This is a genomic window from Streptomyces sp. LS-MS-L19 (assembly GCF_058382285.1).
Genome location: NZ_JBYCLL010000001.1, coordinates 6,045,422 through 6,057,054 on the forward strand (window position 1 = coordinate 6,045,422; position 11,633 = coordinate 6,057,054).

General features: G+C 72.9%; 12 protein-coding genes. 10 read left to right on the forward strand and 2 right to left on the reverse strand.

The window, feature by feature from the left end; translation table 11 throughout:
• Positions 1-40 precede the first annotated feature (40 nt).
• The 4 genes from alr (at position 41) to AC2XR2_RS27130 (ending at position 3,361) form a co-directional block, all read left to right on the forward strand.
• Positions 41-1,210 (forward strand): alanine racemase, encoded by a 1,170-nt coding sequence (gene alr, locus AC2XR2_RS27115; RefSeq protein WP_491516521.1) that lies wholly within the window; start codon positions 41-43, stop codon positions 1,208-1,210.
• Between the two features lie 87 nt (positions 1,211-1,297).
• Positions 1,298-2,551, forward strand: coding sequence for an alpha/beta fold hydrolase (locus AC2XR2_RS27120; RefSeq protein WP_381307939.1), 1,254 nt, complete (start codon positions 1,298-1,300; stop codon positions 2,549-2,551).
• Positions 2,523-3,029, forward strand: coding sequence for a tRNA (adenosine(37)-N6)-threonylcarbamoyltransferase complex ATPase subunit type 1 TsaE (gene tsaE, locus AC2XR2_RS27125; RefSeq protein WP_381307936.1), 507 nt, complete (start codon positions 2,523-2,525; stop codon positions 3,027-3,029). Before AC2XR2_RS27120 ends, tsaE begins: the two co-directional genes overlap by 29 nt.
• 155 nt (positions 3,030-3,184) lie before the next feature.
• Positions 3,185-3,361, forward strand: a complete 177-nt coding sequence (locus tag AC2XR2_RS27130) for a hypothetical protein (RefSeq protein ID WP_381307933.1) — start codon at positions 3,185-3,187, stop codon at positions 3,359-3,361.
• 41 nt (positions 3,362-3,402) lie between these two features.
• Here AC2XR2_RS27130 and AC2XR2_RS27135 read toward each other — a convergent pair whose 3' ends face one another.
• Complete coding sequence (locus tag AC2XR2_RS27135; RefSeq protein WP_491516522.1) at positions 3,403-3,954, reverse strand: hypothetical protein; 552 nt, start codon at positions 3,952-3,954, stop codon at positions 3,403-3,405.
• A gap of 118 nt (positions 3,955-4,072) precedes the next feature.
• On the opposite strand from AC2XR2_RS27135, the gene tsaB reads away from it, so the two are divergent.
• From tsaB to AC2XR2_RS27155, 4 genes are read left to right on the forward strand one after another with little or no spacing between them, the layout of a single operon-like run.
• Entirely contained in the window at positions 4,073-4,729 is a 657-nt protein-coding gene (tsaB, locus tag AC2XR2_RS27140; RefSeq protein ID WP_491516523.1) for a tRNA (adenosine(37)-N6)-threonylcarbamoyltransferase complex dimerization subunit type 1 TsaB, read from the forward strand.
• Positions 4,726-5,232 carry a ribosomal protein S18-alanine N-acetyltransferase gene (gene rimI, locus AC2XR2_RS27145; protein ID WP_491516524.1) on the forward strand — a complete coding sequence of 169 codons (507 nt, stop codon included), beginning with the start codon at positions 4,726-4,728 and terminating at the stop codon, positions 5,230-5,232. The genes tsaB and rimI overlap by 4 nt, the downstream gene beginning before the upstream one ends.
• A complete protein-coding gene (tsaD, locus tag AC2XR2_RS27150) occupies positions 5,225-6,310 on the forward strand; it encodes a tRNA (adenosine(37)-N6)-threonylcarbamoyltransferase complex transferase subunit TsaD (RefSeq protein WP_330264975.1) in 1,086 nt (361 codons plus the stop codon). Before rimI ends, tsaD begins: the two co-directional genes overlap by 8 nt.
• Positions 6,307-6,558, forward strand: coding sequence for a hypothetical protein (locus AC2XR2_RS27155; RefSeq protein WP_491516525.1), 252 nt, complete (start codon positions 6,307-6,309; stop codon positions 6,556-6,558). The genes tsaD and AC2XR2_RS27155 overlap by 4 nt, the downstream gene beginning before the upstream one ends.
• Before the next feature lie 8 nt (positions 6,559-6,566).
• Here AC2XR2_RS27155 and AC2XR2_RS27160 read toward each other — a convergent pair whose 3' ends face one another.
• On the reverse strand, positions 6,567-8,864 hold the full coding sequence (locus AC2XR2_RS27160) for a beta-xylosidase/alpha-l-arabinosidase (RefSeq protein WP_491516526.1): 2,298 nt from the start codon (positions 8,862-8,864) through the stop codon (positions 6,567-6,569).
• 133 nt (positions 8,865-8,997) lie between these two features.
• Here AC2XR2_RS27160 and AC2XR2_RS27165 point away from each other — a divergent pair, with 133 nt between their 5' ends.
• Both AC2XR2_RS27165 and AC2XR2_RS27170 read left to right on the forward strand, forming a co-directional pair.
• Positions 8,998-10,056 carry a LacI family DNA-binding transcriptional regulator gene (locus tag AC2XR2_RS27165; protein WP_330264972.1) on the forward strand — a complete coding sequence of 353 codons (1,059 nt, stop codon included), beginning with the start codon at positions 8,998-9,000 and terminating at the stop codon, positions 10,054-10,056.
• A gap of 186 nt (positions 10,057-10,242) precedes the next feature.
• Complete coding sequence (locus AC2XR2_RS27170) at positions 10,243-11,577, forward strand: glycoside hydrolase family 10 protein (protein ID WP_491516527.1); 1,335 nt, start codon at positions 10,243-10,245, stop codon at positions 11,575-11,577.
• Positions 11,578-11,633 lie beyond the last annotated feature (56 nt).

Consider the following 11,633-nt stretch of genomic DNA (forward strand, 5'->3'; position numbering starts at 1 on the left):
CATCGGTGGTGTCAGTCGCCTCTGAGACACTGGGGGCGCCATGAACGAGACAGCAACTGCCCCGACCGCACCGCTCCGCGCCCGAGCCGAGATCGACCTGGCCGCGCTGCGGGCCAATGTGCGGGCCCTGCGCGCCCGCGCGTCCGGGGCCGCCCTCATGGCCGTGGTCAAGTCCGACGCGTACGGCCACGGCGCGGTGCCCTGCGCCCGCGCCGCGGTCGAGGCGGGTGCCCAGTGGCTGGGCACCGCCACCCCGGAGGAGGCTCTCGCGCTGCGCGAGGCGGGTCTGCCGGGGCGGATCATGTGCTGGCTGTGGACCCCCGGCGGGCCCTGGCGGGAGGCGATCGAGGCCGACCTCGACGTGTCCGTCAGCGGCCTGTGGGCCCTGCGCGAGGTCACCGACGCGGCCCGCGCGGCGGGCCTGCCCGCGCGCGTGCAGCTCAAGGCCGACACCGGGCTCGGGCGCGGCGGCTGCCAGCCCGGCGAGGACTGGGCCGAGCTGGTGGCCGAGGCCCTGCGCGCCGAGGCGCAGGGCTTGCTGCGCGTCACCGGGCTCTGGTCGCACTTCGCCTGCGCCGACGAGCCCGGGCACCCCTCCATCACAGCCCAGCTCACCCTCTTCCGCGAGATGCTGGCGTACGCCGAGGGACAGGGCGTGCGCCCCGAGGTCCGGCACATCGCCAACTCGCCCGCCACGCTCACCCTCCCGGAGAGCCACTTCGACCTCGTCCGCACCGGGATCGCGGTCTACGGCATCTCGCCCAGCCCCGACCTCGGCGCCCCCGCCGACTTCGGACTGCGCCCGGTGATGACGCTGTCGGCGTCGATCGCCCTGGTCAAACGCGTCCCCGGCGGCCATGGCGTCAGCTACGGCCATCGCTATGTCACCCCGGGCGAGACCACCCTCGGCCTCGTGCCCGTCGGCTACGCGGACGGCGTCCCGCGGCACGCCTCGGGGGCCGGCCCGGTCCTGGTCGACGGCAAGTGGCGTACGGTCGCCGGGCGGATCGCCATGGACCAGTTCGTCGTGGACCTCGGCGGCGACGCACCGCCGACCGGCACCCGGGCCGTGCTCTTCGGCCCCGGCGACGGGGGCGAGCCCACCGCGGAGGACTGGGCACAGGCCGCGGGCACCATCGCGTACGAGATCGTGACCCGCATCGGAACACGCGTTCCCCGCGTCTATGTGAACGAGGGACAAGCGGGGTAACCGCACAGTACGTGCGAGAACAGCCAGTCCCGCCACACCGGTATCACCCGACCCAGCATCACCCGACCCAGCGAACAGGAGCGGTACGTGAGCGAGAGCAGTGCGGAGGCCGTCGTCGACGCCGCCGCGTCGGTGGCCCTCGCCTCCGCGGCGGGGGCGGGCGCCGGCTGGCGCCGGGCGACCGGGATCGCCGGCGCCGCGATAGGCGTGATCGCCGCGGGTGCCGCGGCGGGCGTCGCCATCGAGCGGCTCACCGTCGGGCGCGGCATGCGGCAGAGGGCGCGACTCGCCCTCGACTCGACCGGGCCGTACGGCGCGCTGCGCGGCACGCCCGGCAAGGCGTACTCCGACGACGGCACGGAGCTGTACTACGAGGTCGACGACGTGGACCCGGAGTCCGCGCCCGCCCTGTCGCCGCGTCGGCGCCGGCTGTTCGGGCGCAAGGCCCCCGCTCCCGTCACCGTCGTCTTCAGCCACGGCTACTGCCTGAGCCAGGACTCCTGGCACTTCCAGCGGGCGGCCCTCAGGGGTGTCGTCCGGACCGTGCACTGGGACCAGCGCAGCCACGGACGGTCCGGGCGGGGCGTACGGCAGGTGCAGGACGGGGTGCCGGTCGACATCGAGCAGCTCGGGCGCGACCTGAAGGCCGTCATCGACGCGACCGTGCCCGAGGGGCCGATCGTGCTCGTCGGGCACTCCATGGGCGGCATGACCGTCATGGCGCTGGCCGACGCGTTCCCCGAGCTGATCCGTGACCGGGTGGTCGCGGTGGCCCTGGTCGGCACCTCGTCCGGGCGGCTCGGCGAGGTCAACTTCGGGCTGCCGGTCGCCGGTGTCAATGCCGTACGGCGGGTGCTGCCGGGCGTCCTCAAGGCGCTCGGGCAGCGGGCCGACCTGGTGGAGAAGGGGCGCCGGGCCACCGCCGACCTGTTCGCCGGAATCATCAAGCGCTACTCCTTCGCCTCCCGGGACGTCGACCCGGCCGTCGTCCGGTTCGCCGAACGGATGATCGAGGGCACCCCGATCGACGTGGTCGCCGAGTACTACCCGGCGTTCGACAACCACGACAAGACCGCCGCCCTCGCCCACTTCGCCGACAAGCCGGTGCTCGTGCTCGCCGGCGTGGGGGACATGGTCACGCCCAGCGAGCACAGCGAGGCCATCGCCTCCCTGCTCCCGGAGGCGGAGCTGGTGCTGGTCCCGGACGCCGGACACCTGGTCATGCTGGAACACCCGGAAGTGGTCACCGACCGCCTCGCCGACCTCCTCACCCGCGCGGGGGCGGTGCCCGCAGGGGCTACCGTTGGCGGTTATGGAAGCAGTACCGCGCAACCCGGTTGAGACCGAGCTGACCGTCACCTCCCCCGAGCAGATGCGCGAGCTGGGGCTGAAGCTCGCCAAGCTGCTGCGCGCCGGGGACCTCGTGATGCTCAGCGGGGAGCTCGGCGCGGGCAAGACGACCCTGACCCGCGGACTCGGTGAGGGACTCGGGGTGCGGGGGGCCGTGACCTCGCCGACCTTCGTGATCGCCCGGGTCCATCCGTCCCTCGGCGACGGGCCGCCGCTCGTGCACGTCGACGCGTACCGCCTGGGCGGCGGGCTCGACGAGATGGAGGACCTCGACCTCGACGTGTCACTGCCGGAGTCGGTGGTCGTCGTGGAGTGGGGCGAGGGCAAGGTCGAGGAGCTGACCGACGACCGGCTGCACGTCCAGATCCACCGGGCGGTCGGTGACACCACCGACGAGGTGCGGCACGTGACGCTGACGCCGGTCGGGGAGCGGTGGACCGCGGCCGACCTCAGCGTGCTGACCGCCTGAGCGGCGGGTCGGCCGCCGGACGGTCGTTTTCCGTGAACGTTCCGACAACGCGTCGGCAAGATATTGCATTCGGTGTCCCGCGCGTGGTCACATGGTACCCAGCCCGTAGTTAGGTCTGCCTAACCACGCCCGCCCCCGAACTTCAGGAGGCGTCCATGTCGGCCACCGAGAACCGGCCCCAGCCGCAGCCGTACGCGATCGCCGGCGGCGTGTCCATGCGCGACCTGCTGGCGTCCTGCGCGGCGGCGGAAGCCGTCTCGACACCACCGCGACTGCCCGACCCCGGGACCGGCGGGGCAGCCGTGGACCGGGACCGCCCCAAGGCCGCCTGACCGGGCTCCAGCCGCTCGGCCGACCCGTCGCCCGACCGGGCTCAGTGGATCACGACGACCTTCGCGCCGATCATCGCGAAGGTCCACATCGCGTCGCCGTCCGCGCGGGACTCCCGGATGCCGCCCGTCAGCACGGCGTCGGAGCCGACGAGGGGCGCGGGATCCCGTACGGCCGCGCTGAAGCCGATGGCCACGCCGTCGGCGCCGGAGGCGAAGCGGACCACGTGTTCGACGGGGATGCCGTCGGTGCCGGTGATCGCGTTGGAGCGGGAGGTGACCGCGTAGACGCCGGGAGCGGGGTCGACACTCCCCGGGGTGACCTCGAAGGTGCGGGTCACCGTGTCGGCGGGGCCCACCAGCCAGACCCGGTCGGCGTCCAGGGAGTACACGACGCGTGCGCCCTCGCCGGAACCGGCGGGGAGGGCGGTGGGGTCCCGCTTGACCTGGGGGACCTGCGAGGTGACGGCCGCGGGAGTGCCGTCCGGGCCGGCCTTGCCGGGGGCGGTGGCGGAGGCCTGGTAGGCGAGGAAGCCGACCGTTGCGAGGGCCGCCGTGGTGAGGGCGGTTACGAAGCCTGCGCTACTGGGTGCCACCGATACCTCTTGAGTATTTAGTCCTGATTTGTGGTGACGGTAGCAGCTCGTGGGGCGCCCGCTGTGCCGAAGTCGGCCTGCGGCCGCCCCGTCCTCCCGGGAGCCGTAGGCTGTTCGCGTGCTGTTGCTCGCTCTGGATACCGCCACGCCCGCCGTCACCGTCGCTCTGCACGACGGGAGGGACGTGCTCGCCTCCTTCAGTCAGGTGGACGCCCGTCGGCACGGGGAACTGCTCCTTCCGGCCGTCGACCGGGTGCTCGCCGACGCGGGGGTGACACTGGGCGACGTCACCGGGATCGTCGTGGGGACCGGGCCCGGGCCGTACACCGGGCTGCGGGTCGGGCTCATGACCGCGGACACCTTCGGGCTCGCGCTCGGCGTGCCCGTGTACGGGGTGTGCACCCTGGACGGGCTCGCGTACGCGGCCGACCCCGGCGAGGGGCCCTTCGTCGTGGCGACCGACGCGCGGCGCAAGGAGGTCTACTGGGCGCGGTACGAGGACTCCCGTACCCGAACCGGTGAACCCTCCGTCGACCGGCCCACCGACATCGCCGAGCGGGTCGAGGGACTGCCCGCCGTCGGAGCCGGGGCGCTGCTCTACCCCGAGACCTTCCCCGACGCCCGCGAGCCCGAGCACGTCAGTGCCGCCGCGCTCGCCGCTCTCGCGGCCGAGAGGATCGCGGCCGGGGAGGAGCTGCCCGCGCCACGGCCGCTGTACCTGCGGCGGCCCGACGCCCAGGTGCCCAAGAACTACAAGGTGGTCACCCCCAAGTGACCGCCCCCGTGACTCCTGTGCTGCGCGAGATGCGCTGGTGGGACATCGACCCCGTCCTGGAGCTGGAGAGGGACCTCTTCCCGGAGGACGCCTGGTCCCGGGGCATGTTCTGGTCCGAGCTGGCGCACTCCCGGGGACCCGAGGCGACCCGGCGGTACGTGGTGGCCGAGGAGGGCGAGCGGATCGTGGGGTACGCCGGGCTCGCCGCCGCCGGCGAGCTGGCCGACGTCCAGACGATCGCCGTCGCCCGTGACCACTGGGGCACCGGACTCGGGGCCACCCTGCTGACCGAACTGCTGCGGGCCGCGACCGCCTTCGAGTGCGCCGAGGTCATGCTGGAGTGCCGGATCGACAACATCCGCGCCCAGAAGCTCTACGAGCGCTTCGGCTTCGAGGCCATCGGGTTCCGGCGCGGCTACTACCAGCCGGGCAACGTGGACGCCCTGGTCATGCGACTCACCGACCCTTCAACTTCCGTACGAGGAACCGAGATCAATGGCTGACGAACCGCTTGTCCTGGGCATCGAGACCTCCTGTGACGAGACCGGCGTCGGCATCGTCCGGGGAACCACCCTGCTCGCCGACGCCATCGCGTCCAGCGTGGACGAGCACGCCCGGTTCGGCGGTGTCGTCCCGGAGGTGGCCTCCCGGGCGCACCTCGAAGCGATGGTGCCGACCATCGAGCGCGCCCTGAAGGAGGCCGGGGTCTCCGCGAAGGACCTCGACGGCATCGCCGTCACCGCCGGTCCCGGGCTCGCCGGCGCCCTCCTCGTCGGGGTGTCGGCGGCGAAGGCTTACGCCTACGCCCTCGGCAAGCCCCTCTACGGCGTCAACCACCTCGCCTCGCACATCTGCGTGGACCAGCTGGAGCACGGGGCACTGCCGGAGCCGACGATGGCGCTGCTGGTGTCCGGCGGGCACTCGTCCCTGCTGCTGTCCTCGGACATCACCTCCGACGTACGGCCCATGGGCGCCACCATCGACGACGCGGCCGGCGAGGCCTTCGACAAGATCGCCCGGGTGCTGAACCTCGGCTTCCCCGGCGGTCCCGTCATCGACCGGTACGCGCGCGAGGGCGACCCGTCCGCGATCGCCTTCCCGCGCGGGCTGACCGGGCCGCGCGACCCGGCGTACGACTTCTCCTTCTCCGGGCTGAAGACCGCGGTCGCCCGCTGGATCGAGGCCAAGCGGGCCGCGGGGGAGGAGGTGCCGGTGCGTGACGTGGCCGCGTCCTTCCAGGAGGCGGTCGTGGACGTGCTGACCCGCAAGGCCGTGCGGGCCTGCAAGGACGAGGGCGTCGACCACCTGATGATCGGCGGCGGGGTGGCCGCCAACTCCCGTCTGCGGGCCCTCGCCCAGGAGCGCTGCGAGGCCGCCGGGATCCGTCTCCGGGTCCCGCGGCCCAAGCTGTGCACCGACAACGGCGCGATGGTCGCCGCGCTCGGCGCGGAGATGGTCGCGCGGAACCGGCCCGCGTCCAGCTGGGACCTGTCGGCCGACTCCTCCCTGCCGGTGACCGACCCGCACGTGCCGGGCCACGACCACGTCCACGAGATCAGCAAGGAGAACCTCTACTCGTGACGGTCGCGCTGATGTGGGAGGCCCGGGCGGTCGAGGGCCGGGGCGATGAGCTGCTCGCCTGGGCCCGCCGACAGGAGCTTCCCGTACGGCCGTCGCGGCGCGAGACCTTCCGGGGGCCGCAGGACCGCGTCCTCGTCATCACGTGGTGGGACGCGGCCTACGACGCCGAGCTGCCCGAACTCCCGGAGCCGGACCCCGAGTTGGTGAGCCGGGCGGTGCACCGGTGGCGGTTCGAGTCCGTCGGGTGACCGCGGTCCTACGACAGCTCCGTCTCGCACCGCAGCCGACGGTCCGCGCCCAACTCCCGCACCGGGCCCGTCAGATGCAGCCGTACCGTGTGCCGGGCCTCCGCGCTCGACGCCGACAGCCGTAGCTCCAGGTCGCCCGGCTCCACGATCCTCCTGCCCCTGCGGTCGGTGAAGGCGGACAGGTCCGCGTGGAAGCGGAAGGTCACGCGGCGGGACTCGCCCGGGTCCAGCTCCAGCCGCCGGTAGCCGATCAGACGGACGTCCGGGCGGGTCACCGAGGCCACCGGGTCGTGCAGATACAGCTGGACGACCTCGGCGCCCGCCCGGTCCCCCGTGTTGCGGACGGTCAGCGACACGTCGTACGAGCCGTCCGTGGTGAGCTCGGGAGCCGTTCCCCCGAAGTCCTCCCACACGAACTCCGTGTAGGAGCGGCCGTGTCCGAACGGGTACAGCGGGGTCGGGTCCAGGTTGCTGACCCCGCCCGCGAGACCGAGCGGGGGCTGGAGGTAGGTCCAGGGCTGGCCGCCCGGCACCTGCGGCACGCTCACCGGGAGGCGGCCCGAGGGGTTCACCCGGCCCGAGAGGACCCCGGCGACCGCCGGGCCGCCCTCCTCGCCGGGGAAGAAGGCCTGGACGACCGCGCCGAGCCGGCCCTGCCAGCGGCCGAGCGCGTAGGGCCGGCCGGTGAGCAGGACGAGGACCACCGGGACGCCGGTGGCGACCAGGGAGTCCAGCAACTCGCCCTGGACACCGGGCAGTCGCAGGTCCGTCACATCGCAGCCCTCGCCCGAGGTGCCCCGGCCGAACAGGCCCGCCCGGTCGCCGAGCACCGCCACGCACACGTCCGCCTCGGCCGTCCTGGCCACCGCCTCCTCGAAGCCCCCGGTGTCCGGGTCGTCGACCCCGCAGCCCTCGGTGAACGTCACCTTGGCGTCCGGGAGTTCGGCGCGCAGGGCCTCGAGGACCGTCGGGATCTCGATGCCCGTCGGGACGTCCGGGTGGTGGGTGAGGACGTGGGACGGGAAGGAGTAGCAGCCGAGCATCGCCAGCGCGTCGGCGGCGCGGGGTCCGACGACCGCGATCCGGGTGTCCGGGGCCAGCGGGAGCAGGCCGTCCGGGTTGTCGAGGAGGACCACCGACTCCTCGGCGAGGCGGCGGGCCAGGGCCCGGTTCGCCGTCGAGTCCAGGTCGATCCGGCCGGTGGGCTCCGGGTTCCAGTCCTCGTCCAGCAGGCCCAGCTCGCACTTCTGGAGCAGGACCCGGCGGGCCGCCCGGTCGATCAGAAACTCAGGGACCTCCCCGGCCCGGACCGCCTCGACGAGCGGGTTGCCGTAGCACTTCACCGTCGGCAGCTCGACGTCCAGGCCCGCCTCCAGGGCGGCGTGGGCCGCGCCCGCCTCGGTGCCGGCGATCCGGTGCTGGGTCTGCAGGAAGCCCACGCCGAAGTAGTCGGCGACCACCGTGCCGGTGAACCCCCACTCCTCACGCAGCAGTTCGGTCAGCAGGCCGGGGTCGGCGGAGGCCGGGACGCCGTCGGTGTCGGTGTACGCGGCCATCACCGAGCGCGCCCCGCCCTCGCGCAGCGCGAACTCGAAGGGCGGCAGGGTGATGTCGGCGAACTCCCGCACCCCGGCCCGCACGGGCGCGAGGTTGCGGGCGCCCGCCGAGGAGGCGTACCCGGCGAAGTGCTTGAGCGTGGCGACGATCCCGGCCTGCTCCAGACCCCGGACGTACGCCGCGCCGATCGTGCCCACCAGGTACGGGTCCTCGCCGATCGTCTCCTCGACCCGCCCCCAGCGCGGGTCGCGGACGACGTCCAGAACGGGGGCCAGTCCCTGGTGGACGCCGACCGCACGCAGGTCGCGGCCGATGGCGCCGGCCATCTCCGCGACCAGTTCGGCGTCCCAGCTCGCACCCCACGCGAGCGGAACGGGATAGGCGGTGGCCCGCCAGGTGGTGAAGCCGGCCAGGCACTCCTCGTGGGCCAGCGCCGGGATGCCGAAGCGACCGGCCTCCGCGATACGGCGCTGGGCGCGGGCCAGTGCCTGCGCGCCCAGCGCCGGGTCCACGGGGGCGGTGCCGAAGGGGCGGGTGAGCTGGCCGAGGCCCCTGGTGATCAGCTCGTCCCAGTCGTAGTCGGCGGTCATCTCGCGTTGCAGGGGAGCGACGCCGTCCCCGTCCGTACTGGCGCCCACCCACACGCCGTACAACTGGGCGGTCTTCTCCTCCAGGGTCATCCGGGAGAGGAGGTCGTCGACACGGGCGGCGGCGGTCAGGGCGGGGTCACGCCAGGGCGCGGTGGTCATGTAACTCCTGTCGGGCTCGACTGTCGGTCGACGACGCCTTCGCGAATGTTTCGATGCTCAATCCGAATGTTTTGGGAACCTAGGGCCGCCAGGAGGGTTCGTCAAGAGGTCGCGCAGGGATACGATCGCCGCCATGACACCCCCGGAGCCCGCTGAAACCCGGACGACTTCCCCTGCGGTGGGGCGGTCGCAGCAGACCGCGACCCTCGCCGAGATCGCCCGGGAGGCCGGCGTCTCGGCGCCGACAGTTTCGAAGGTCCTCAACGGCAGGGCCGACGTCGCGCCCGCGACCCGCGCCCGCGTCGAGGACCTGCTGCGCGCGCACGGCTACCGGCGCCGACGCGCCGAGGCGAGCCGCTCGCCCCTGATCGACCTGGTCTTCCACGAGCTGGAGAGCGCGTGGGCGATGGAGGTCATCCGGGGCGTGGAGAACGTGGCCCGCGACGCCGGGCTCAGCGTCGTGCTGAGCGAGAGCGCCGGGCGGCTCACCCCCGGCCGCACCTGGGCCGACCAGGTCGCCGCCCGCCGCCCCTACGGCGTGGTCCTGGTGCTGTCCGGGCTCGACGAGTCCCAGCGCGCGCTGCTCGGCAGCAGGTCGATCCCGTTCGTGGTGATGGACCCGGCCGGCGACCCGGGCGCCGACGTGCCCTCGATCGGCGCCACCAACTGGCAGGGCGGGCTCGCGGCCACCCGGCACCTCGTCGAGCTCGGGCACCGGCGGATCGGCGCGATCACCGGACCCTCCCGGATGATGTGCAGCCGCGCCCGCATCGACGGCTACCGGGCCGCGCTGGAGACGGCCGGGCTGCCCGTCGACCCCGGGCTGATCATGGCCGGCGACTTCCACCACGAGACCGGCTACCGCCAGGGCCTGGAACTGCTGCGCCGCCCGGACCGGCCCACCGCGGTCTTCGCCGGCAACGACCTCCAGGCGCTCGGCGTGTACGAGGCCGCGCGCGAGCTGGGGCTGCGGATCCCGGAGGACCTGAGCGTGGTCGGGTTCGACGACCTGCCGGTGGCGCCGTGGGTGGGGCCGCCGCTGACGACCGTACGGCAGCCGCTGACGGAGATGGCCGAGGCGGCGGCGAAGCTGGTGCTGGATCTGGGGCGGGACGGGGATGCTGCCGCGGCGACTCGGGTGGAGCTGGCTACGAGCTTGGTGGTTCGCAGTAGTACGGCACGTTGCGCCTAGGGGGGTGCCGGGTTGGGTTGTGGGCGGGTGCGGGTTTGTTGTGGCTGGTCGCGCCCACGCGGCGGAGCCGCATGTCGACACAGCCCCGCGCCCCTGGGGTGGGTGACCTTGACGATCTGAGTGCCTGACCCCACACTCCTCCGAAGCCAATCGGTTGTACGACCGAAAGTTTCGGAGGTACCCGCAATGAGATCTCTGAGAGCCGGCTTACCCCTTCTGCTCCTCGGCGCGCTCATGGCCACCGCACCCACCGCCCATGCCGCTGACCCGCCCCTCCGCGACCTCGCCGCCGCCAAGGGCAAGGTCATCGGTACCGCCGTCACCGGGTCCAAGCTCACCGGGACCTACGGCGAGCTCGCCGGGGCGCAGTTCAACTCGCTGACTCCCGGCAACGCCATGAAGTGGGGCTCCGTCGAGCCGACCCGGGGCAGCTACAACTGGGCCGAGGCCGACCAGATCGTGAACTTCGCCGAGGCCCACGGGCAGCAGGTGCGCGGTCACACCCTGGTCTGGCACAGCCAGAACCCGAGCTGGCTGACCAACGGCACCTGGACCCAGGCCCAGCTGAGCACGCTGCTCAACGACCACATCGCCCTCGAGGTCGGGCGCTACAAGGGGCGCCTCGCGGCCTGGGACGTCGTCAACGAACCCTTCAACGAGGACGGCACCTACCGCCAGACCCTCTGGTACAACGGCCTCGGCACCGGCTACATCGCCCAGGCCCTCACCGCCGCCCGCGCCGCCGACCCGGCCGCCAAGCTCTACATCAACGACTACAACGTCGAGGGCGTCAACGCGAAGTCGACCGCCCTGTACAACCTCGTCAAGTCGCTGAAGGAGCAGGGCGTCCCGATCGACGGGGTCGGACTCCAGGCCCATCTGATCGTCGGTCAGGTCCCCGGCACACTCCAGCAGAACATCCAGCGCTTCGCCGACCTCGGCGTCGACGTGGCGATCACCGAGCTGGACATCCGGATGACGCTGCCCTCCGACAGCGCGAAGCTGACCCAGCAGGCCGCCGACTACAAGGCCGTCATGAACGCCTGCGTGGCCGTCGCGCGCTGTGTCGGCGCCACCGTCTGGGGCTTCACCGACTCCGACTCCTGGATCCCGAGCACCTTCCCGGGACAGGGCGCGGCGACGCCGTACGACGAGAACTACGCGCCGAAACCGGCGTACTACGCCATCGCGGAGGCGCTCGGCGGGACGACCACCCCGCCGCCGACCGGCGCGTGCAGCGCCTCCTACAGCGTGACCAGTCAGTGGAACACCGGCTTCACGGGGCAGGTGACGATCTCCTGCAAGGGTGCCGCGCTGTCGTCCTGGAAGGTCGGCTGGACGTACGGGGCGGGTCAGCGGATCACCCAGGCCTGGAACGCCGACTGCACCCAGTCCGGCGCGGTGGTCAGCTGCTCCAACGCCTCCTACAACGGCACGGTCCCGGACGGCGGTTCCGTGACCTTCGGGTTCAACGCCTCCTGGAGCGGGAGCAACCCGGTGCCGACCGTGACGCTGGGCTGAGAAGCGTGAGATTTTCCGAAGAAAGCCGCCCCGGAGGCGCTCCTCGTAATAATTCG